Source organism: Verrucomicrobiales bacterium, from assembly GCA_016793885.1.
Lineage (GTDB): Bacteria > Verrucomicrobiota > Verrucomicrobiia > Limisphaerales > UBA11320 > UBA11320.
Genome location: JAEUHE010000017.1, coordinates 22,165 through 44,283, shown reverse-complemented (window position 1 = coordinate 44,283; position 22,119 = coordinate 22,165). Strand labels below are relative to the sequence as shown.

General features: G+C 60.3%; 14 protein-coding genes. 6 read left to right on the top strand and 8 right to left on the bottom strand.

From position 1 onward, the window contains the following. Positions 1-19: 19 nt before the first annotated feature. A complete protein-coding gene (gene nifS / locus JNN07_02440) occupies positions 20-1,264 on the bottom strand; it encodes a cysteine desulfurase NifS (protein MBL9166583.1) in 1,245 nt (414 codons plus the stop codon). Between the two features lie 141 nt (positions 1,265-1,405). After that, positions 1,406-2,338, bottom strand: coding sequence for an ArsR family transcriptional regulator (locus tag JNN07_02435; protein ID MBL9166582.1), 933 nt, complete (start codon positions 2,336-2,338; stop codon positions 1,406-1,408). 228 nt (positions 2,339-2,566) lie between these two features. Here JNN07_02435 and JNN07_02430 point away from each other — a divergent pair, with 228 nt between their 5' ends. The 3 genes from JNN07_02430 to JNN07_02420 all read left to right on the top strand — a co-directional run bounded on the left by JNN07_02430 (position 2,567) and on the right by JNN07_02420 (position 6,205). Further along, on the top strand, positions 2,567-3,745 hold the full coding sequence (locus JNN07_02430; GenBank protein ID MBL9166581.1) for a methionine adenosyltransferase: 1,179 nt from the start codon (positions 2,567-2,569) through the stop codon (positions 3,743-3,745). Between the two features lie 79 nt (positions 3,746-3,824). Then, positions 3,825-5,288, top strand: coding sequence for an adenosylhomocysteinase (locus JNN07_02425; GenBank protein ID MBL9166580.1), 1,464 nt, complete (start codon positions 3,825-3,827; stop codon positions 5,286-5,288). Positions 5,289-5,386: 98 nt separating this feature from the next. Next, entirely contained in the window at positions 5,387-6,205 is an 819-nt protein-coding gene (locus tag JNN07_02420; protein ID MBL9166579.1) for a metallophosphoesterase, read from the top strand. On the opposite strand, the gene JNN07_02415 is transcribed toward JNN07_02420, so the two are convergent. Beyond that, positions 6,202-7,407, bottom strand: coding sequence for a 2-oxo acid dehydrogenase subunit E2 (locus JNN07_02415; protein ID MBL9166578.1), 1,206 nt, complete (start codon positions 7,405-7,407; stop codon positions 6,202-6,204). The genes JNN07_02420 and JNN07_02415 overlap by 4 nt on opposite strands. A 126-nt stretch (positions 7,408-7,533) precedes the next feature. On the opposite strand from JNN07_02415, the gene JNN07_02410 reads away from it, so the two are divergent. Beyond that, positions 7,534-13,665: a lamin tail domain-containing protein gene (locus JNN07_02410; protein MBL9166577.1), complete on the top strand. Its 6,132-nt coding sequence runs from the start codon at positions 7,534-7,536 to the stop codon at positions 13,663-13,665. Between the two features lie 278 nt (positions 13,666-13,943). Here the strand turns inward: JNN07_02410 and JNN07_02405 are convergent, their stop codons facing one another. From JNN07_02405 to modA, 4 genes are read right to left on the bottom strand one after another with little or no spacing between them, the layout of a single operon-like run. Beyond that, complete coding sequence (locus JNN07_02405; GenBank protein MBL9166576.1) at positions 13,944-14,768, bottom strand: HesA/MoeB/ThiF family protein; 825 nt, start codon at positions 14,766-14,768, stop codon at positions 13,944-13,946. Continuing rightward, positions 14,758-15,417: an ATP-binding cassette domain-containing protein gene (locus JNN07_02400; GenBank protein MBL9166575.1), complete on the bottom strand. Its 660-nt coding sequence runs from the start codon at positions 15,415-15,417 to the stop codon at positions 14,758-14,760. The genes JNN07_02405 and JNN07_02400 overlap by 11 nt, the downstream gene beginning before the upstream one ends. Next, positions 15,414-16,286 (bottom strand): ABC transporter permease, encoded by an 873-nt coding sequence (locus tag JNN07_02395; protein ID MBL9166574.1) that lies wholly within the window; start codon positions 16,284-16,286, stop codon positions 15,414-15,416. Before JNN07_02395 ends, JNN07_02400 begins: the two co-directional genes overlap by 4 nt. Beyond that, complete coding sequence (modA, locus tag JNN07_02390) at positions 16,283-17,860, bottom strand: molybdate ABC transporter substrate-binding protein (protein ID MBL9166573.1); 1,578 nt, start codon at positions 17,858-17,860, stop codon at positions 16,283-16,285. The genes JNN07_02395 and modA overlap by 4 nt, the downstream gene beginning before the upstream one ends. A gap of 350 nt (positions 17,861-18,210) precedes the next feature. On the opposite strand from modA, the gene JNN07_02385 reads away from it, so the two are divergent. Continuing rightward, positions 18,211-19,452 carry an argininosuccinate synthase gene (locus JNN07_02385; GenBank protein ID MBL9166572.1) on the top strand — a complete coding sequence of 414 codons (1,242 nt, stop codon included), beginning with the start codon at positions 18,211-18,213 and terminating at the stop codon, positions 19,450-19,452. Positions 19,453-19,561: 109 nt separating this feature from the next. After that, positions 19,562-20,788, top strand: a complete 1,227-nt coding sequence (locus tag JNN07_02380; GenBank protein ID MBL9166571.1) for an aspartate kinase — start codon at positions 19,562-19,564, stop codon at positions 20,786-20,788. On the opposite strand, the gene JNN07_02375 is transcribed toward JNN07_02380, so the two are convergent. After that, positions 20,785-22,119, bottom strand: coding sequence for a DUF1501 domain-containing protein (locus JNN07_02375; GenBank protein ID MBL9166570.1), 1,335 nt, complete (start codon positions 22,117-22,119; stop codon positions 20,785-20,787). The genes JNN07_02380 and JNN07_02375 overlap by 4 nt on opposite strands.

Below are 22,119 nucleotides of genomic sequence, written 5' to 3'. Positions count from 1 at the left end.
CCGCCCTCCCGACCCTCGGCTACGACGCGCTGGCCTTCGCCATATCCTCCTCGTGCTTCGCACGAGCCGATTCGATGTCGTAGTTGTCGTTGTCCGGGTGTTCCGGGTTCAACGGCGAAATGGCGCGCAAGTCCGTGATGATTTTCGGAAGATGCGTCAGGACGTAGTCGACGTCCTCATCCGAGTTGTAAATGCCTAGGCTGAACCGAACGCTGCCGCGCGCGCGCATCGGGGTGAGGCCCATGGCCGACAATACATGGGAGGGATCCAACGAGCCGGTGGTGCAGGCAGAGCCGCTGGAGGCACAAATGCCGAGCAGGTCCAGCTTCAGCAAAACCGCCTCAGCCTCGACGAACTCGAAACAGAGGTTGGTGGTGTTCGGAAGACGGTTGTCGCGCGAACCGTTGCGCAAGACATTCGGGATAGCGCTCATGATCCCGGTCTCCAGGCGGTCGCGCAAGGCGCGGACGCGGGTGTTCTCGTCCGAGAGCGTAGCCATCGCCAGCTCAGCCGCGCGGCCGAAACCAACAATGTTGGCAACGTTCTCCGTACCGCCTCGACGCCCATGCTCTTGATGTCCCCCGATCACATAAGGCTGATACTTGGTGCGACGCTTGACGTAAAGCAGCCCGATTCCCTTGGGGGCATGAAGTTTGTGGGCCGAGAGAGACAGAAAATCGACCCCCAGCGATTTGACATCGATCTTCAGCTTGCCCGGGGTTTGAACTGCATCCGTGTGAAAGAGAACACCCTTGCTGCGGCAAATGGCAGCCATCTCTTCAATGGGGAACAGCACCCCCGTCTCGTTGTTCGCCCACATCGCCGAAACGATGGCCGTGTCAGGGCGGATGGACTTCTCCACCAGATGAACATCAAGCGAGCCGTCGGCTTCGACGGGGAGATAGGTGACTTCATACCCACGCTTGGTGAGGAACTCACAGAAGTTGATGTTCGCAGAGTGCTCCACCGCAGTGGTGATCACGTGCTTCTTGGCGGGACTCAGCATCAGCGCGCTATGGATCGCGGAGTTGTTGCTTTCGGTGCCGCAGCTGGTGAAGACGATCTCCTTAGGATCCGCGTTGATCAGCGAAGCGACCTGAGCCCTGGCATTCTCGACATGTTGATGGACCTGCGCGCCAAATCCGTACGCGCTCGAGGGATTCCCCCAAAGCTCGCGTAGGAACGGCAACATGGCATCCACCACTTCGGGTGCGACGCGAGTTGTGGCATTGTTGTCGAGATAGTAGACTTTCCGATCGCTCATAGATTGCTTGATCCTCCGATGAACAGAGGACCAACTTAGTTTAGACACCGAGACCCAAAGCGCAAGGAACATCCTTTGGGGGGAGGTCCGGGGGGTGAGACAGGCGGTGAAGTCTTGACGGACCCGACGACCCCCAACTTCCTAAAGCCGTTCACCCACGGCGAGAATCGTCTCAAAATGAGGGGGCTGTTCCTCACGCGCTACCACGCTGATCTCGATCCGCTTGAAGCCAGCTTTCTCGATCCAGGCATGGAGATCGCTCTCCGCGAAACCCAGCCAGCGGTCGCCGTAAAGCTCCTTGGCACGCTCGAATTTATGGGCGGCTAAATCCAGGATCATCATTTGCCCGCCGGCCTTCAACATGCGATACGCCGCGGCCAAGGCTTGGAGCGGAACCTCCGCATGATGCAGGGCTTGGCTCAATACCACCAAATCAACGCTTTGATCCTCGACGGGTGGATTCTCGATGGACCCCAGACGGAACTCGAGGTTCTTGAGGCCATTCTTCTTGGCCTTCGCCGCTCCAAACTCGACAATACGTTCGGAGTTATCGACCGCAATAACACGCTTCGCCCGGCGAGCCAACAACTCACTGAGAAGCCCCTCCCCGGAGCCCAAATCAGCAATCGTCAAGGGCGGCAAGGTCCTAAGCAGGAGCTGGCCAAAGGCTTGCCAAGAGCGACCCGGACCGTAGCTCCGATCGAAACGCCCGGCGATCTGGTTGAAATAAACCGTAGCCTGCTCGTGACGACGGTTGAGCACGCGCTTTAAATTGATCTGATCTCCCGCGTATTCCGGCAACTCCTTCGCCCCTCGCACCGCGAGCAACAGAAACTCGCGGGCCATCGGGTCCGCTTCAGGATTGGAACGATAAAAGGTCCGTTTCCCGTCCCTCCGCGAACACAGCAACGAAGCGTCCTGCAATAAGCCCACATGCGTCGAGATACGCGACTGTCCCAGCCGGGTGATCTCCTGTAGTTCGTTGACTGACAGCTCCTCGCGCTCCAAAAGGGCAATGATCCGCAGCCGTGTGGGGTCGGCCAAGGCTCGCAGAGACTTAAGTGTGGTGGTCATCGCTCGGTCCATCCCAACCTGCCGCATCGAAGAAAAACCCTTCAGGCCAGGAAGATCCGGCCGAATCCTCCTGGAGATATCGGGATGGAGTCAAGAAACAGAAAACAGTTTCGGGGACAAAGACAGAGTTTTTGGAAATTCCGTTTGACCGGCGCTAGTTCATATATATCTTCAAATCCAGATACGTGAATGCGTTCCAGTCCAGCTGAATAAAGACAACACAACAACATGAGCAAGAATTACATCTTTTCCTCGGAGTCCGTGGGTGAAGGGCACCCAGACAAAGTCTGCGACACGATCTCCGATGCCGTTTTGGACGCCTGCCTCGCCCAAGACAAGCACAGCCGGGTGGCTTGCGAAACCTATGCCAAGAGCAATCTGGTGGTTGTAGGCGGCGAAATCACGACCAAGGCCAAGCTCGATTTCAACGAGATTGCGCGCAAGGCCATTCGCGAGATCGGCTATGTGAACGATGACGATGTGTTCCATGCCGACAAGGTGCTCATCATGAACGCCATCACGTCCCAAAGCCCGGACATCGCCCAGGGCGTTGACGCCCGCGCCGCGGTGGGCAAGGACACCGACGAACAGGGAGCCGGCGACCAGGGCCTGATGTTCGGTTACGCCTGCAATGAGACGCCGGAACTGATGCCGGCGCCGATCATGTATGCTCACCAACTGGGCAGTGAACTCACCCGTGTCCGAAAGAGCGGTAAGGTTTCCTGGCTGCGGCCCGACGCCAAGAGCCAAGTCTCCGTCCGCTACGTGGATGATCAGCCGGTCAGCATCACCAACGTAGTCGTCTCCACCCAGCACTCCGAAGAGGTCAAACACAAGACTATCAAAGAATTCATCATCGAGGAGATCATCAAGAAGGTTTTGCCCAAGCGCCTGCTCGATAAGGACACCGCCTTTCTGATTAACCCTACCGGACGGTTCGTGGTCGGTGGCCCGCAGGGCGATACCGGCCTCACCGGCCGTAAGATCATCGTGGATAGCTATGGCGGCATGGGCCGCCACGGCGGTGGCGCATTCTCTGGGAAGGATCCCTCCAAGGTGGATCGCAGCGCGGCCTACATGGGGCGCTACGTCGCCAAGAACATTGTCGCCTCCGGTCTCGCCACCAGCGCTGAAATCCAATTTGCCTACGCCATTGGTTATCCCGACCCCGTCAGCGTCTGCGTCAACACCTTCGGCACCGGCAAGGTTCCCGACGAAGTCATCGAGAAAGCCGTCTGCGAAGTGTTCAGCTTCAAACCGGCCCACATCATCAAGCAGCTCAACCTGCTTCGACCCATTTATTCCAAGACCACCAATTACGGGCACTTCGGCAAGGTCTCGGATACCAACAGCATCACTTGGGAAAAGACCGACAAGGCCGCCGCTCTGCGTAAGGCCGTCAAGTAACACCGTTTCAGAGGCCAGGCACTGCCCCCGCAGCGGTCCTGGCACTGAAACACGTCCAAACACTTAAGAAACCGATACTATGGCTACCGTAAAACTCCTGCCGACCCGCGCGAAAGCCGGTAAAAACGGCAATGGCAAATTCAAAGACTACAAGGTCAAGGATATCACCCTGGCTGATTGGGGCCGCCGCACGATCGATGTCTCCGAGCACGAAATGCCCGGCCTGATGTCCATCCGACGCAAGTATGCCGCGCAGAAACCTCTTAAAGGCGTGCGCATCACGGGCTCGTTGCACATGACCATCGAGACGGCTGTCCTGATCGAGACGCTGGTGGACCTCGGCGCCTCGGTGCGCTGGGCCAGCTGCAACATCTTCAGCACTCAGGACCACGCGGCCGCTGCGATCGCCGCCGCCGGAATTCCGGTCTTCGCCTGGAAAGGTGAAACGCTGGAAGAGTATTGGGAATGCACCTTGGATGCCGTCACCCACCCCGGCGGCAAGGGCCCTGAACTCGTCGTGGATGACGGTGGCGATGTCACGCTCCTGATTCACAAAGGCTACGAACTCGAGAAGGGCGACAAATGGGTTAATACCCCTTCCGGCAACCACGAGGAGCAGGTCATCAAGGATTTGCTGAAGCGTGTCGCCAAGGAGCGTCCCGGCTTCTGGCACGAAGTTGTGAAGTCCTGGCATGGCGTTTCTGAAGAGACGACCACTGGTGTGCATCGTCTGTATCAGATGCTCGAGGCTGGCAAACTCCTCGTCCCCGCCATCAACGTCAACGACTCGGTCACCAAGTCGAAATTCGACAATCTCTACGGCTGCCGGGAGTCTCTGGCGGACGGCATTAAGCGAGCCACCGATGTCATGGTCGCCGGCAAGGTCGCCGTCGTCTGCGGCTACGGCGACGTCGGCAAGGGCAGCGCCCACTCACTGCGCGGTTTCGGTGCACGGGTTATCGTGACTGAAATCGATCCCATCAACGCCCTCCAGGCGGCGATGGAAGGCTTCCAGGTCACGACCATCGAAGACACGCTGGGCGAGGCGGACATCTATGTCACCACGACCGGCAACTGCGATGTGATCACACTCGAGCACATGGAGAAGATGAAGGACCAAGCCATCGTGTGCAACATCGGCCACTTCGACAACGAGATCCAGGTGGATCGTCTGAACAAGAAGTCGGGCGTGAAGCGCTTGACCATCAAGCCGCAGGTGGACCGTTACACCTTCTCCAAGGGCAACTGCATCTACATGCTGGCTGAAGGTCGCCTGGTGAACCTCGGCTGTGCCACCGGGCACCCGAGCTTCGTGATGTCCAACTCCTTCTCGAATCAGGTTCTGGCGCAGCTGGACCTCTGGAAGAACCGGGACAGCTACCAGGTGGCGGTCTACCGTCTGCCCAAAAAGCTGGACGAAGAGGTCGCCCGGCTCCACCTCGAGAAAATCGGCGTGAAGCTCACGAAGCTGACCGACAAGCAGGCCAAATATCTTGGCGTTTCGCAGGACGGTCCCTACAAGCCCGAGCACTACCGCTACTAAGCCGCCGGGTCCAACAGAATTCAACGGGCGCACCGCCACCACGGTGCGCCCTTTTTTTTGCTCTTGTTGACGGCCGGCGGGAGCGTTAAAGCCTGTGCATGCTCAAGCCTATTCCAGCAGTCTCCCGCCGCACCATGCTCCGCTGGAGTTCGCAGGCCTTGCTGGCCGCCGGGTTCTGGCCGGGAGCCGTCGCATCCGCCGCCGCATCCTCCTCCGCCTTCGATTTCTTGATCCTCAACGACCTCCACCACGTCGCTCCGGAGTGCACCACCTGGCTGAAAAAAGTCGTCGCCCAGCTCAAAGCACACCACACCGCCGAGTTCGCCCTCATCCTCGGCGATCTGACTGATCTCGGAACCCAGAGCAGCCATCAGGCGGTCAAAAGGACATTCGAGGACCTGGGGAAACCATTCTTTGTGCAGATTGGCAACCACGACTATGCCACTTCTACGGATCGCTCCGCTTATACCGAGACCCATCCGGACCGGCTGAACTACCTCTTTCGCCACCGCGGCTGGCAGTTCGTGGGGGTCGACACCACCGAAGGACAGAAATACGAGAAGACCTCAATTCAACCCGCCACCCTGGATTGGCTGGACAAGAATCTGCGCAAACTGCGCCGCCGTCGCCCGACGGTGCTCTTTACCCATTTCCCTTTGGCGGAAGGGGTGAACTACTGTCCAACCAATGCCAACACGCTGCTGGATAAGTTCCGCGGGTTCAACTTGAAGGCGGTCTTCAGCGGTCACTACCACGCGCTGACCTTGAGACAGAATGACCAGGGTGTAGCCTTCACCACCAACCGATGCTGCGCTCGCATTCGGGGCAATCACGACGGCTCCAAGGAGAAGGGTTACTTTCTGTGTTCAGCCCGCGACGGCGAGCTGCAGCATCGGTTTGTCGAGATGCCCGCCTAGAGCAGTTCCGGCTTCTGCATGAGGCTGGCGATGCGAGCCAGGAGCCGGCCCGCCGCGCCGCCATCCAGCACCCGATGATCGAAGCTCAGCGTCAGGTTAGCCTCCATCACCGGAACGAACTGTTGCTTGGCTTCATCCCAAAAAGGGACCCGCCGTCCCGCCCCCATGCCCAATACAATGGTCTGTTCCGGGAGGGGAATGGGAGTCGCCCACGTCAGGCCGAAGGTGCCAAAATTGGTCACAGTGGCAATCGATTGCCCCGTCGCATCAGGAGGCAATCGGCGCTTCCGAGCCATGTCCACCAATTCGTTGTAGCGGTCGACCAAATCTTTCAAGGAACGCTGGTCGGCCTGCCGCAATACCGGCACCAGCACTCCGTCCTCCGCCTCCACCGCAAACCCCAGGTCAATGCTCGTGGGATGAACCAGACGGTTCCCGACCAACCGGCCGGCCGGAGCACTGTTCTCCGCCAAGGCAACGGCCAAGGCGCGCAATGCATAAAGCGCGGGACCCGGCTTGGGATCCGACTGCCGGCGATGCGCCAAGAGCGCATCGATAGAAATGGGAAGGGCCACCGTTGCCAACGGACGCGACCAACTGCGGCGCATGGCATCCGCCACCGCCACGCGCATCGTTGAAGCGGGACTGGTCCGATGCTTCTCGAGCTGGGCCAGGAAGGTCTCGAAATCTTCAATGGTCACCCGCCCAGCGGCCCCGCTGCCGGCCACGCCGGCCAGGTCAGCGGCATGCAGGCCCAACTCGGCCATGCGCGCCTTCATCCGCGGAGACATATAACCCGCTCCACCCACGTTGGCCGGCACCGGAAGCCCACGCACGGTCGGCTCCACATGCGCTTGTCGGCTGGCCCCATTCGCCACGGTGGCTCCGCTATGTGAGTCATTGGCACCCGGTCGCCCACTCGTCGTGACTTGACTTAGCCCCAAGCGGTCCAGCTCCGTCGAACTGACCTCCAGGTGTCCCAAAACGGACCCGACCGGATAGCTCTCACCCACACATGCCTGGATGTCCGCCAACTGCCCGGCGGCCGGGGCGCGGACCGTCAAGGTGGCCTTGTTCGTCTCTACCTCCAGCACATCCTGATCGGCCGAAATGGAATCCCCAACCTCAACCAAGGCCCGAATAAGCGTTGCCTCGGCGATGGACTCGCCAAGCTGCGGCATAATGATCGGAATCTGAGCCATAATGTCAGTTCAGTGACCGGAATCATGGATCAAGCTGCTTGGCCAGGCCAAAGGAAATCTAAAGCTTTATTTTTTCTCATATTTTGCCACTCTCTTGGCCAGATCCCATTCATGTCTCAATTTGTGATGAATACCTGCCACCCTACTCTTCGTGCTCCGGCTTGGATGGTCCTGAGCCTGCTGGCCTTCGGACTTTACCACGGAGAAGGCGCAACCTCAGCCCCGGAAAACGAAGTGCCCGCCGATAGTGTGGCGGTCTTCAACGAGATCATGTACCACTCACAAAGTGACGATCCCGCTGAGGAGTGGATCGAACTGCACAACCAAATGGCGGTGGATGTCGACCTCTCCAATTGGGAGCTGACCGGTGGGGTCCGGTTCCGATTCACACCCGGCACGGTGCTGACCGCGGGCGGCTATGTCCTGGTGGCCGCCTCTCCCTCCCACCTGGAGCAACGCTACGGGATCACCACCGCCCGCGGTCCCTGGTTGGGTAAGCTGAACAACGCCGGGGACCAGATCACACTCCGCAACCACAACGGCAGACTCATGGATCAGATCAGCTACAGCGACGATTCTCCCTGGCCACCCGGTGCCGACGGGTCCGGAGCGAGTCTCGCCAAGACGAGGCGACTGACTCCTAGCGGCCCGGCCTCGAATTGGCGCGCCAGCTCCCAACTCGGGGGGACGCCAGGCCGGGTTAATTTTCCGTTCCTCGACGGCGCACCGGCGACGACCCGGACCCTCGTCGGACGTGAATCTCCCAGCCGTCACCTCGTGCCAACCGCCAGTGTCGCCGCGAACGCCTGGACCGAGGTTTCCTTCGATGATAGCTCCTGGCTCCCCGGAACCAGTGCGGTGGGCTACGACCTCTCCGGGATCTCGGCCGGCACGAACGCACCCGTCGAGCGCTACTATTCACTCGATAGCACTCTGGCGGATGGTTCGGGCAATGGTTTCGATGCCATTTCTACGTCCACCACCTTCTCCACCAACGTCCCCCCAGGATCCGCTCAGACTCGCTCCACCGACTTCTCTGGCACCAGTGCCTACCTCCAGATACCGGACCCGGTTGATCCCGCTGCTTACACCATCGCGGGATGGGTGCGTTTCGACTCTATCCGGGTCTGCAGCCTGGTGGTGCGAACCGATGCCGCCGGTCCCACCGCGACATGGTCGCATCAGCTCCGAATGGCCTCAGGCGGCAAGCTCCAGCATTATGTCTTCGACGGAGCGGGCCAACTGGTCGCCGGCACCAATGTGCTGGTTCGCAGCCGTTGGTATCACGTCGCCATCACCGCACGGAACGGGGGATCGATGAAGCTATTCTTGAACGGTGTGCGGGACGGATCCGAGCGGACGATCGGAAACCTGTGGAGCGGGGGTGATCAGTGGCGGTTCGGCAGCAACGGAGGGGAAAGCCCGTCCTTTTTCGATGGGCAGCTTTCTGGCATCGGCATCTGGCATGAAGAGCTGTCGCCCGAGGCGATCGCTGCCCTGGCCGGCGGTGCCTCCCCACTGCTCCTCAATGGCCTGGGTTCATTGATCGGCACGGACGTCCGCTCCGTGCTGGCTGGAATCAACAGCTCGCTGTGGCTGCGAACGCCGTTCGCGCTGCCGTCGGGAGGCAACTACAGCGGTTTGAACTTCGACGTCCAATACGCCGACGGATTCGTGGCCTGGCTCAACGGGCGGGAGATCGCCCGCCGAAACGCCCCCACTCTGTTGGACTGGAACTCCGCCGCGACCGATGACCGCCCCCCACTGACCGCGGTTCGAACCGAGTCGATCAACCTTTCCAACCACGTCGCCGTACTAAAGTCCGGCCCGAATGTGCTGGCCGTTCAGGCGCTGAACCGGAGCGCACAGGAGACCAACCTGCTCTTCACCGCCCAGTTGCGAGTGAGTGAACTGCCGGTCGACACGGATGTCCTGAAAGTCTCCTTCCATGAACTGCCATCGGCCCTCGTGCAGCCGTTCTGGATGGAACTCTACAACGACGGCGAAACGCCCGCCGACCTGACCGGCGTCCAGATCCGGCGTGGCTCCCGAGCCGTGGCCACTCTTCCCGCCACCCAGGTGGGACCGAAGCAGACCTTTCTCATCCCATGGCCTGCCTCCGAAGCCGCGCCGGAAGCGGGCGATCGGCTGCACCTGATCTCGGCCGACCAGAAGTCCTGGATCGATTCGGCCACCGTGGCTGGTCTGCTGCAGGCTCGCCGGGAGGTCGATCCCCGCGGCGAATGGTTCCGACCGTCGACCGCCACTCCCGGAGCTCCGAATCAATTCGACTGGCAGGAGGGAGTCGTGATCAACGAAATCATGTATCATCGCGCTCCCTCCTACCCCCGAGCCGGCACTTCCCCCTCCACGACCAATACGCTGCTGGTGGGGTTTGATAGCCTTTGGAGCTACGACAATCAGTCCCCGGATCAAGGCCAGGCCTGGCGGGAGCCCAACTTCGATGTGACCGCCTGGTCAAACGGACCCGCGCCACTCGGCATGATGACCGGAACGCTGCCGTTACCAATCAAGACGCCAATCTCTGCCAACGGCCGCACCACGATCTACTTTCGCACCGATTTCGAAGTGGCCGCCAAGCCAGCCCAGTTCAATCTCTTGCTCACCTCGCTGATCGACGATGGAGCCATTTTTTATCTCAATGGAAGAGAGGTGCTACGGAGAAACCTGACCAATGGACCGGTCACGTCCACCACCCGAGCCATCACCAACATCGGGACAGCGAGCATGTCGCTCCCCTTCCCCATTGCTGCTGACGCACTCGTCCTGGGCCGAAACACGCTCGCGGTGGAGGTGCATCAAGCAGTCACCAATGCATCAGCTGACTTCCTCATGGCGGCGCGACTTCACCTGAGTGAAACGCTCGCACCGGGCACGCCAGGAGAGCCGTTTGCCGAGAACGAGGAGGAATGGATCGAGCTCTACAACCGCTCTACCGACCCAGTCAACCTGAGCGGATGGCGGTTGGCGGAGGCGGTTGAGTTCCAGTTTCCCAACGGGACGGTTATTCCGGCCGGAGGATTTTTGGTCGTGGCGCGGGATGCCGCACCACTGCGCGCTCACTACCCAGGCATCGCCATTCTGGGAGATTACCAAGGCAAGCTCTCTGACTCGTCGGAGAGAATCCTGCTGCTCGATGCGCATCATAATCCGGCCGACGAAGTTCGCTACTACGGTCGCAGCCCTTGGCCGGAAGCGGCCGATGGGGGCGGCTCCAGCCTGGAACTCACCGATCCGCGGGCCGACAACGCCGTGCCGGAGTCCTGGCAAGCAAGCGATGAATCCGGAGCCTCGCCGTGGCAGCGCTACAGCATTCGTGCCACCGCCATAACACCCGCCTTCACCCCCGCCATTTCCGGATTTAACGAACTGCGTCTCTGCCTCCTAGATTCCGGCGAGGCGCTCATCGACAACGTGTCCGTGGTGGAAGAGCCGGGGTTCACCCCCAAAGAATTGATCCAAAACGGCACCTTCGAGACCGGGTTCACCAAATGGCGCAAGACCGGAACCCATATCCACACCTTCGTGGACTCGGACCCCGATCATCCGGGCAATCGGGTCCTGCGCCTGGTGGCGACCGGACCAGGGAGTTATCTCAACAATATCATCGAGACGACGCTCAAGAACGGCACCCTGGCCGCGCCGGTGGTCGCGGGAAGGGAATACCAGATCTCTTTCGATGCCAAATGGATTTCAGGATCCCCCTTGCTGCGTGCCGAACTCTACTACAATAAGGTCGCAGCCACCACACGTCTGAGCCTCCCCGCCCAGCATGGAACGCCCGGGCGACGCAACTCACGCTTCGTCGCGAACTCCGGTCCCACCTTTAAGTGCCTGGCGCATGAGCCGGCAGTCCCTCGGTTCCGCACACCCGTCACCGTACGAGTCCAGGCCGACGATCCGGATGGCGTAACCGAGATGACCCTGTTCTATGCGGCAACGGGCAAAGCCTGGAACCGCACGAACATGACGCTGTCATCCACGGGCTTCTATGAAGCCACCCTCCCCGGGCAATCAAATGTCGTTCAATTGCAGTTCTATATCTCCGCGACGGATGGCCTGAATGTGACCAGCCTGTATCCGCCGGGCGGAACCAACTCCCGAGCCTATATCAAGGTGGAGAACACACTGCCCTCCGCACGTGTTCCCTTCCTGAGGATCCTGGCCGATCCGAAGGAGGCGCAGGGACTCATGCCCATGACCAATCTGCTAAGCGATGATTTCGTGGAATGCACCATCGTTCTCGGCGAGAAAGAAGTCATCTATGGTGGCGGGTTCCGGCTTCATGGCAGCATGCACAGCCGCCAGACCGCGGACAACAACAGTTTCACCCTGCGATTTCCAGCCGATCACCCCTATCGTGGGATCCGCACCTCCCTGATTCTACGACGGCGCGACCTTGGCGAGATCGTCTGCCGTCACATGCTCGCCAACGCGCCCGATGTGCCGGGCAACTACGATGACCTGGCCTACCTGGTCAGCCCGCCCCTGGGGTCCGGAAGCGTCACCCGGATCTTATTCGGCAACGACGACGACATCTGGGCCAAGTCCCAGTTCGATGGCCAGTCCGCCCAGGTCTACAAGATGGAGGGGATTCGCGAGTTCACTACCACTGATAACGGCACTCCCGAGGGATACAAACTGGCGATACCGATTGGATGGGTCCAATCCTTCGACCTGATCGATCAAGGGAACGACCAGGAGCAGTACCGGTGGACGACCATGATTTCCAACCGTCGCGCCCAGGATGACTACTCACGGTATATCGCCCTGAGCAAAGTCTTCGGCATGACCGGGACAAATCTCCAGCGCAACGTGCCTGCCGTCATGGACGTCGACGAATGGTCCAAGGTCTTCGGCCTGCAATCGCTGTGCGGGGTGGCCGATGTCTACACCGTGGAGAACCCTCACAACTTGGGTTACATGGTTCGGCCAACGGATGGGCGCATGCTCGCTCTTCAAAACGACTGGAGCTTCCCATTCCAAAGGGATACCGGCTCGCCGCTCATCGGCATTCAGAATTTATCCAAGATTTTCAACCTTCCGGTCTACCGCCGGGTTTACTACGGGAACATTCTTCACCTGCTGAACACCACCTTCAATCGCGCCTACATGGCTCGCTGGACGCAGCACTACGGGAACCTGACCGGTGAAAGCTATAGCGGGTATCTGGACTACATCGGCAACCGCAGCACCTCGGCTCGAACTCAGATCGGCAAGCAGATTCCCTTCGAGATCACCAGCAATGGCGGACAATCATTCAGCACCAACTCTCCAGTCGGGATCATCTCCGGACGGGGTTGGGTCGACGTCTTCAAGGTCACCCTCGGAACCACCTCCAATGAGGTGGAGCTGGCCTGGCTGGATGCGGCCACATGGCAACTCCCGGTCGCGTTGGCACCGGGAACCAATATCCTTTCCCTGACCGCTTTCGACCGCAGCGGAGCGGTCGTGGGAGCCGATTCCATCGAGATCGACGCCACCTTCAGCGATCGTCCACAGTTCGACGGCCTGCGAATCTCCGAGATCATGTATCATCCCTCCGATCCCACCGAAGCGGAGATCGCCGCCGGGTTCAATGACTCGGACGAGTTCGAATTCGTGGAGATCGCCAATATCAGCGCTGCACCAGTCTCTCTGAAAGGCGCTCAGTTCGTATCCGGGGTGCGCTTCACTTTCCAAGGGTTGAACATCTCTCAGCTCGAACCAGGCCAACGCGTGGTGGTAGTCAAGAACCTCGCCGCCTTCTCGTTCCGCTATCCGAACTCCACCCGGATCGCAGGCGGGTACACCGGATCCCTGGACAACAGCGGCGAATGGCTGCGGCTGGCGGATAGCTTTGGAACCGTGATCGATGAAGTGCGTTATGGGGATAGTGGCGAGTGGCCGGAGAGTGCCGACGGGCAGGGCAAATCCCTCGAACGATTGTCGTTCCAAGGATCCGCCAACACCTCGCTGAACTGGCAATCCAGCAGCAGTCAGGGGGGAAGCCCCGGGACCGCTGCCGACATCACCCCGCAGCTGGAAATCGACGTAAACAACGACGGCACGCTGGATCTCCGCGCCGTGGTCCCCGGAGGGAGGCCACATCAACTGCAATCACGAGCGCGATTGGACACCGGCTCCTGGAGCGCCGTACGCACTCTACCGTCAGCAGCGAACGCGCGCGTGGAGCATCTCACCGAAACGCCACCCGCCGGTTCAGCCAGCCAGTTCTATCGACTGGTCCCGGAGTGAGAGTGCTTCAGGCGAATGCGGCCACGAAGCAAGCTCGCGCGCCGAACCTGCTGAAGCAGGAACTCCATACCCCGAGCGGCCAATCCCCGTACGGAGTTCCGCCTTCAGGCGGATGGGGCCACGAAGCAAGCCCGCGCGCCGAACCTGCTAAAGCAGGAACTCCATACCCCGAGGGGCCAATCCCCGTACGGAGTTCCGCCTTCAGGCGGATGTGGCCACGAAGCAAGTCCGCGCGCCAAACCTGCTCAAGCAGGAACTCCATAGGCCGAGGCCTAAACCTATCCTTCTACCCTCCCCCTCCCCCCACCGCAATCGGGACATCCTTCGCGGGCAGGCGCTCGATACTGTCGAAAGTTGAAAGCTCTCAGATCAAAAGCGAGCAGTCGCCCCCAGAGCGGTTCTCCGAAGCCCGCCAACACCTTGATCGCCTCCATCGCCGCCATTCCTCCCACGGTGGCCGCAACCGCGCCGAACACCGGGAAGCGCCGTTCCCAGGTCGTGGAAGGCTCCGGATAGAGGCAGCGAAGACACCCGGTCCGTCCGGCGACAAACGTCGTCAGATGCGCCTCCAACTCATAGACCGCCGCCTCTACCATCGGTCTTCCCAATCGCATCGCGGCCCGATTCATCGCGTAGCGTTCCGCGAACAAAGGCGCGCAGTCGACCACGAGATCTGCCATTCCCACCAAGCGATCCGCATTGGCCGGTGTCACATTCTCGGGAAACGCCTCGACCTCCAGCCCTGGGTTCAGTTGCTTCAGCCGGAGCGCCGCGCACTCGACACGAGGTTTGCCCACCCAATCGTGGGTCATCAGAATCTGCCGATTGAGATCGTCGAGCCTCAAATCCCCGGCGTGCGCCAGGATCAAGCGCCCCACTCCCGCGGCCGCCAGTTGGTAAGCCACCGATCCGCCGAGCCCGCCACAGCGGGACACCAGAACTGTCGCGCGCTTCAACCGCACTTGCCCAGCCTCCCCAAACCCGGTCACCGGAAGTTGCCAGCCATATCGGTCGCGCTCCGCCTCACTGAGGAAGGGTTCGGAAGCCGACACCCTCGCGGCCCGAGGATCCGGCCTGCTGCCAGAAGCCGGCTCAGTGTCCATAGGCCTCGTTGAACGTAGGGATCACCTGCCCATCCCTTAGGTTAAGGACGCAGTCCGCCAACCGACGCGCTTCCGACAAGCTATGGGTCACATGAAGAATCGTCACCCCCGACAGCTTGCGCACCGACTGGAGCAATTGACACATCTCCTCGCGGGTTTCCTCATCCAAAGCACTCAGCGGTTCGTCGAGGCACAGGACCTCAGGATGGAACGAAAGGGCGCGTCCCAGCGCGACGCGCTGAATCTCGCCTCCGCTGAGACCCTGAGGATGTCGGTCGAGCAAGTTTCCCAAGCGAAGCCACTCGGCCAGTTCCGCAGTCCGTTCCTCGATGCGCCGGGGATCCCATCGGCGCAAAGCCAGGGCAAAGCTGAGATGTTCGCGCACCGAGAGGTGGGGAAACAGGGCTCCGTCCTGAGGGACTAATCCAATCCCGCGCGCGCCCGGAGCCTCGCGTGTAACGTCTCGTCCCCGCAGGCGCACACTTCCCCCCACGGTAGGACGAAGCCCGCAGATGGCTTCCATGAGCGTGGTCTTGCCCGCACCTGTCCGCCCCATCAAGACCGCATGCTGCCCCGCCGCGACTCGGAAGGAGATATTCTGGAGTCCGAACTGCCCAGCGGTCACCGAAAGACGCTCGACGTCGATCATGGCCGCACCCCCTGCTCCAAGGATCGGCTCCCGCCGAAAGCCCGAATCAGCAGCAACACCGCCACCGCGGCCATCACCATCAGGAGCGACACCGCAACCGCGGCCTCCAGATGCCCCACGCTGAGTTCTAGGAAAACAGTGGTCGGCAGCACCTCGGTCTTGAATCGGGTCGCCCCCGAAAAAATCAAAATGGGTCCGAACTCCCCGAGAGACCTGGCCCAGGCCAAGGTCGCAGCCGTTAGCAATCCCCGTCGAGCCTCGGGAAGGACGATGAGCCAGAAAGCTTGGGAACGACTGCATCCCAGTGTCATCGCCACCTGCTCTTGCCGCGGGCTGATGTGGTCAAAGGTCCCCCGCAGCGTGCGGACCGCGAAAGCCGCCGCCACCATAAACTGAGCCAGAATCACACTGGGAATGGCATAGGTCACCGAGATCCATCGTTCCAAAGCCTTGCCTGGAGGAGTCTGGAAAAGGATGAGCAGACTGAGTCCGATCACCAGCGGAGGAAGCACAATCGGAATGTCGAGCAGCGCGTCAACCAACCCCTTGCCACGAAAATGGGTTCGCGACATCAAATAGCCTATCGGAACCGCCACCCACAGGGATAAGACGGTCGTGAGCGTGCAGCTCAGGAGGCTCAGCCTAATGGAATAGCGGATCTCCGGACTGCGGAGCGCTTGAAGAAAATGCGATGGTGACGTGTAGGTGAGATCGGCAATCAGCATGGCGAGAATCAGCACCAGATAGACCCCACCCAGAATCCACAGACAGGCAAAGAAAACTCGGTCCCGCCCACTGGCTCCCGGAGGCAGGTGACCGCCGGGAGGGCTGTGAGGTGGGCTTGGGCTTTTCTCGGGAAGGAAACTCATGGAGTCCCTCCGCCCGCCCGCCACCGAAAGCCCGCGCGCTTAAACGCCTGACGAGAGGAAGCCGAGTGAAGCGCATCCGACAGGCGCTCCGCCGTCAGGCGGTGGGAGGAGGTGAGGCTCACCGCGTAAGGCTGGGTCGCCGTGATGTTCGATCGATCCCACTCCACGACATCCAAATGGTCCTTAACCGGCGTGGTGTTCGAACGAAAGACCACGGCTGCGTCAAGCCCCCCAGCTCTCAGCTGATTGACCAGTAGGTCAGCCGTGGCACTCTGCACCACCACATTGGAGCCAACGGTCCGCAACAGCCCCATTGAATCCAGCGCCCGCTGCGTCAACCCTCCCAACGCACTCTGCACCGGATGCCCGAGCCCCACCTTCAGCCCGGGACGAGCCAGATCCTCCACTCGAACCAGTCCGCGCGGATTTCCCTTCTGCACCAGGATCGCCAACTCGGTCTCCGAAAGCACCGACTGAACACCGAACCGCTCCTTCACCCCCTCAAAGAAGGAAGCATCGCAGGCCAGAAAGGCATCCGGCGTCACTCCCGCCTTCATCTGCGCAACCAGAATGCCGCACCCATTGTAAACCCGATTCACCCTGACGCCCTCGCGCGACTCGAACTCGCGCAAGGTAGGTTCGATGGCCAAGCGATTGATGCCTCCGCTGTAGAGCACCAGTTCCGGCTGCTCCGCCCACAAGTCCCCGACTACCGTCCGATAGCCGTTGGTGGCAAAGACCAGGAGCCCGGCATCCCTGGCTCCCATGAATCGAGCAAATCTCAAGGCGGCGGTAGGCTGCTGCGACGACTTCAGGATCCCACTTTGAACCTGCTGCCGAGCCCCCGACCAGCCCACCACCGAAACCGCGTCCAGTTCCGGATACTGCGCGACCGTCGCATCCCACACGACGCCCACATCCACCGTCCCTAGCTTGAGGTCGTTGGCGACGTCGTTAACCGTGGGTTTCATGACCCGAACCCGCTTTTCGAACATGGCCCAATCGCCCGAGGCCACTAACAGATCTCGAACCACCTTCCCAACCGCTGCCGCGTCAGGATTCGCCATACCGAACGTGAGATTTTTTTCGATCGCATCTTCCAGCGAGTGAACGTTCTTGGGGTTGCCACGCGGTACGGCCAGCACCGGCGTCAGGTAGGCGAGCGGGAGCACCTCATCCACCAAACGCTGCGAGCGGGCAGCATCCATGTAGCTTTGGTCGGCCGCGATGAAAAGATCCCCCTTCGCGGCCACGCGCAGATTGGCGAGCAGCGTGCCGGAGCCTCCATACTGAATTTGCACAGGCACACCGAAGCGGGCCTCGTAGCGCCGGGCGACTTCCGAAACAGGCGGTTTCAGCCCAGCGGCGCAATACACGACCAGCGGAGCGGAGGGATGAGTCACCTGTGGCGAAGGACGCCACCAAAGCAGGCCGATGCAGGCGGCCGCGAGCAGCAGCGAGGCGATGACGATGTTGCGTCCGAAATTCAAGCGACGCGATCGTTGCGATTCGCCGCCGGCAAGACAATCCCAAAGGAAGGAGGCAAAGGGGCAAGGCAATCGGGGACGGGGCATGTAGGAGCCGACCATTTCCCGATGGGCCGACACGGACCACGGTACATTCCGACGGGATGGGAATCGATTCCCTCGGCATATTCATAGTAAAGGACGCGATGGGGAAACTCGAGGGAAGACCCAGGCAGGACTCTTCTTTCCCCCTCGGACATCGCGTCCTTTGCGTCCTTCGCGATTCAACACCCTCCCCAGCTGGGATGTCATCCATGGTGTGGATCTGCGCGGACTGAATGGCTGTCCCTAGAGTAGCTCCCGAAATCGGTCCAACAGCCCAAGTCACCAAGCCCTCACTTTTTCTCCTTTCCTCTGGGCGCCAAATCGGGATGATGCGCCCCTGTTTTTAACAATCTATGAAGATCGTTCTTGCATATTCGGGCGGCCTGGACACCTCGGTGCTGATGTCCTGGATCAAAGAAAAGTATGACGCCGAGATGATCGCGTTCTGCGCGAACATCGGTCAGGAGGAAGAGCTTAAGGGACTGGAGAAGAAGGCCCTGCAAACGGGAGCCTCCAAGATTTACATCGATGACCTGCAAGAGGAGTTTGCTCGCGACTTCATTTATCCCATGGTCCGGGCCGGAGCCATCTACGAAAACCAGTACTTCCTGGGCACCAGCATCGCCCGCCCCCTCATCGCAAAGCGCATGGTGGACATCGCCCGCATCGAAAAGGCGGATGCCATCGCCCATGGCGCCACCGGCAAAGGGAATGATCAGGTACGCTTCGAGCTCACCGCGGCCGCACTGGCTCCCGGACTACAAATCATTGCGCCCTGGCGCGACGAGCGCTTTCGGACCGAATTCCCTGGCCGCGCCGAAATGATCGACTACTGCGCGCGCAAACGGATTCCAGTCCAGGCCAGCGCCAAAAAGCCCTACTCGATGGACCGGAACCTCCTCCACATCTCCTTCGAAGCCGGCATTCTGGAGGATCCGTGGTTCGACGCTTTCGCCCCGGCGAACAAGGGCATGTTCAAGCTCTCCGTCGCTCCGGAAGACGCCCCTAACAAGTCCGAGTATGTCACCCTGGACTTCGTCAAAGGTGACTGTGTCGCCGTCAACGGCAAGAAACTCAACCCGCTGGGGGTCATGCGTGCCTTGAACAAACTGGGTGGCAAACACGGGGTCGGACGGGTCGACATGGTGGAAAACCGGTTTGTCGGCATGAAGAGCCGCGGCGTGTACGAAACGCCCGGCGGCGCGATCCTGCAGTTCGCCCATCGTCAGATCGAAAGCCTGACCATGGACCGGGAGGTCATGCATCTCCGCGATTCACTGATCCCCAAGTATGCGGAACTGGTGTACTACGGATTCTGGTTCGCCCCCGAACGTCTTGCCCTGCAAGCCCTCGTCGAGGAAAGCCAGCAGAATGTCTCCGGCTCCGTCCGCGTAAAGCTGTACAAAGGTGGAATTTACGCTGCCGGCCGCAAATCGAAGCTCAGCCTTTACAACCCTCATATTGCGACCATGGAGGCCGATCCCACCAAAGCTTACAACCAGGACGACGCCACCGGCTTCATCCGGCTGAACGGCCTGCGACTCCGAGTTGCAGCACAGGTTCAGGGGAGCAAGAGTCTGCGACGGGTGAAATAGTCCCTCAAAATTGGTTTTCAAAGGCCCGCGCTTTCAGTAAAGTGAAAGTTCGGCTTTCCGGACCGCAGAGGCGGCTTACCGGGCCTATCAATTTGCATTGGGAATAAAAATGGCGCTCATTGTCCAAAAATACGGCGGCACTTCGGTCGGGAACCCCGAACGAATCAAGAACGTCGCCCGACGGGTGGCGGAATACCGCCGACGCGGGGATCAGATCGTGGTGGTCGTGTCCGCCATGAGCGGCGTCACCGATGGACTGATCAAGATGGCTAAGGAGATCATGCCTCTGCCCAGCGAGCGTGAAATGGACATGCTCCTGGCAACCGGAGAGCAAACGACCATCGCGTTGACGGCCATGGCGCTCCACTCGATCCACGTCGACGCCGTGTCGCTTACGGGAGCCCAGGCGGGCATCGTCACCGACGGTGTGCACACCAAGGCCAAGATCAAGAACATCAGCCCCGAGAAGGTCCATTCGATGTTGGATGCTGGGAATGTGGTGATCGTGGCGGGGTTCCAAGGCGAAACCCGGGAAGGCCAGATCACCACTCTGGGTCGCGGAGGTTCAGACCTCACTGCCATCGCCCTGGCCGCGGCGCTCAAGGCCGATCTGTGCCAGATCTACACGGACGTCGATGGGGTCTATACTGCCGACCCACGGATCGTCCCATCAGCCCACAAGCTGTCCGAGATTTCCTACGACGAGATGCTCGAACTCGCCAGCCTCGGCGCCAAGGTCATGCAGTCCCGCTCCGTCGAGTTCGCCAAGAAATTCGGTGTAATCTTTGAAGTCCGTTCCAGCCTGAACGAAAACCCCGGCACGATTGTGAAAGAAGAGACCAAGAATATGGAGGACGTCGTCATCCGCGGCGTCGCGCTCGACAAAAACCAAGCCAAGTTCACCCTCGTCGCGGTGCCCGATAAACCCGGGGTTGCCTCCCATATCTTCAAAGCTCTGGCCGATGCCACGATCAATGTGGATATGATCGTCCAGAATATCAGCCATGGGACCGGCTCACCCTCCACCGACCTCTCCTTCACCGTGGAGAAAGCGGAGCTGCTCAAGACGGAAAAAGTGATCGAGCAGCTCAAAAAGGACATTGGATTCTCTCAGGCCATCTGCACCGACAAGATCGGCAAGCTCTCCATCGTAGGAGTCGGGATGCGCAGCCACTCCGGCGTGGCGGCCAAGATGTTCGAGACGCTGGCACGCGAGCAAATCAACATCGACATGATCTCCACCAGCGAGATTAAGATCTCCGTGGTGATCGACCTGCAGAAGGGCGAGCAAGCCATGAAGGCCGTGCACGAGGCCTTCATCGGCCCGAAAGTCTAAACCATGATCCCCGCGATAGGTTGGGAGCCTTCTTCCACCAATCGCACCGCCCGACCGTTGATCTGAACCTCCATGCGGCGATGATCCAAACCCATCTGGGCTAGGATCGTGGCCTGGAGATCGCTGACATACGCCCGATTCTCCACCGCATGATAGCCGAATTCATCCGTGCTGCCGTAAATCATGCCGCCGCGAATCCCGCCTCCAGCCATCCAGGAGGTATAGCCCTTCGGATTGTGGTCTCGACCGGTAGTGTTCTGAGACCAGGGAGTGCGTCCGAACTCGCTCGTCCAAACCACCAAGGTCTCGTCCAACATGCCTCGCTGCTTAAGATCGCGGATGAGTCCAGCAATGGGCTGATCGACCTGACGGCACAGCGGCCCATGAGTCTCCATGTCACCATGAGCATCCCAGGATCCGTTGCCGCCACCGGCGTGGCAGATCTGAATAAAACGAACCCCGCGCTCAGCAAGCCGTCGAGCTAACAACAGCTGGCGTCCGAAATCCTCCGTCTCCTTCTGGCCAATCCCGTACAGGCGCTGAATCGACTCTGGCTCGGACCCGAACTCGCAAGCCTCCGGGGCATGCAACTGCATCCGGGCGGCCAGTTCGTACGATCGGAGCCGCGCCGAGATCCCATCCTCCAGAGCGTAGTCCTCCCGAAACCTTCGATTGAGCTCAGCCAGCACCCGCATGCGCTCGTCGCGCTCGGCGGCGGACGTTCCAGCCGGGGGCTGAAGGTTTCGGATCGGCACCACGCCCGGCTGAAAAGGGGTCGCGGCATAGGTGGCACCCAGATATCCCCCGTTCAGCTGGATCGGGGATGACGGACGGCCCATGTGAACGAAACTGGGAAGGTTGCGATTCTCGCTTCCCAAGGCGTAAGCAATCCAACTGCCCAAGGTGGGATGATCCACAACCCGGTTCCGATGGCCCGTCGCCGTCTCGATGACCGCGGGAAAATGATTGGTCTCGTGACACCACATCGATCGGATCACGGCAATGTCATCGACCACCGATCCCACCTGAGGAAACCAATCGGACACCGGGATCCCTGCCTGCCCATAGCGGGTGAACGTGCGCTTCGAGGGGATAACCGGCCGCTTCATTTCCGCTAGATTGTCACCAAATCCCACCGCATCGATGAGGGTTCCCGCGAGACGGTTATCCTTCGGATCAAAGGTATCAATGTGGCTTACCCCTCCGCACATGAACAAGTAGATGACTGATCTGACCTTGGCCGGCCGGTGCGATGACAAGGAGGAGGCCTCCAGCCGTGCTTGACCGGACAAGAGACTCCCAATGGCCGCGCCAGTGAATCCACCAGCCAT

What these genes read in the sequence shown, in the direction of transcription:
- JNN07_02425 (MBL9166580.1), top strand. Translation starts at nt 3,825, where the DNA reads ATGGCTACCGTAAAACTCCTGCCGACCCGCGCGAAAGCCGGTAAAAAC.
- JNN07_02430 (MBL9166581.1), top strand. Translation starts at nt 2,567, where the DNA reads ATGAGCAAGAATTACATCTTTTCCTCGGAGTCCGTGGGTGAAGGGCAC.
- modA (MBL9166573.1), bottom strand. Translation starts at nt 17,860, where the DNA reads ATGCCCCGTCCCCGATTGCCTTGCCCCTTTGCCTCCTTCCTTTGGGAT.
- JNN07_02395 (MBL9166574.1), bottom strand. Translation starts at nt 16,286, where the DNA reads ATGAGTTTCCTTCCCGAGAAAAGCCCAAGCCCACCTCACAGCCCTCCC.
- JNN07_02435 (MBL9166582.1), bottom strand. Translation starts at nt 2,338, where the DNA reads ATGACCACCACACTTAAGTCTCTGCGAGCCTTGGCCGACCCCACACGG.
- JNN07_02380 (MBL9166571.1), top strand. Translation starts at nt 19,562, where the DNA reads ATGGCGCTCATTGTCCAAAAATACGGCGGCACTTCGGTCGGGAACCCC.
- JNN07_02400 (MBL9166575.1), bottom strand. Translation starts at nt 15,417, where the DNA reads ATGATCGACGTCGAGCGTCTTTCGGTGACCGCTGGGCAGTTCGGACTC.
- JNN07_02375 (MBL9166570.1), bottom strand. Translation starts at nt 22,119, where the DNA reads ATGGCTGGTGGATTCACTGGCGCGGCCATTGGGAGTCTCTTGTCCGGT.
- nifS (MBL9166583.1), bottom strand. Translation starts at nt 1,264, where the DNA reads ATGAGCGATCGGAAAGTCTACTATCTCGACAACAATGCCACAACTCGC.
- JNN07_02385 (MBL9166572.1), top strand. Translation starts at nt 18,211, where the DNA reads ATGAAGATCGTTCTTGCATATTCGGGCGGCCTGGACACCTCGGTGCTG.
- JNN07_02420 (MBL9166579.1), top strand. Translation starts at nt 5,387, where the DNA reads ATGCTCAAGCCTATTCCAGCAGTCTCCCGCCGCACCATGCTCCGCTGG.
- JNN07_02405 (MBL9166576.1), bottom strand. Translation starts at nt 14,768, where the DNA reads ATGGACACTGAGCCGGCTTCTGGCAGCAGGCCGGATCCTCGGGCCGCG.
- JNN07_02415 (MBL9166578.1), bottom strand. Translation starts at nt 7,407, where the DNA reads ATGGCTCAGATTCCGATCATTATGCCGCAGCTTGGCGAGTCCATCGCC.
- JNN07_02410 (MBL9166577.1), top strand. Translation starts at nt 7,534, where the DNA reads ATGAATACCTGCCACCCTACTCTTCGTGCTCCGGCTTGGATGGTCCTG.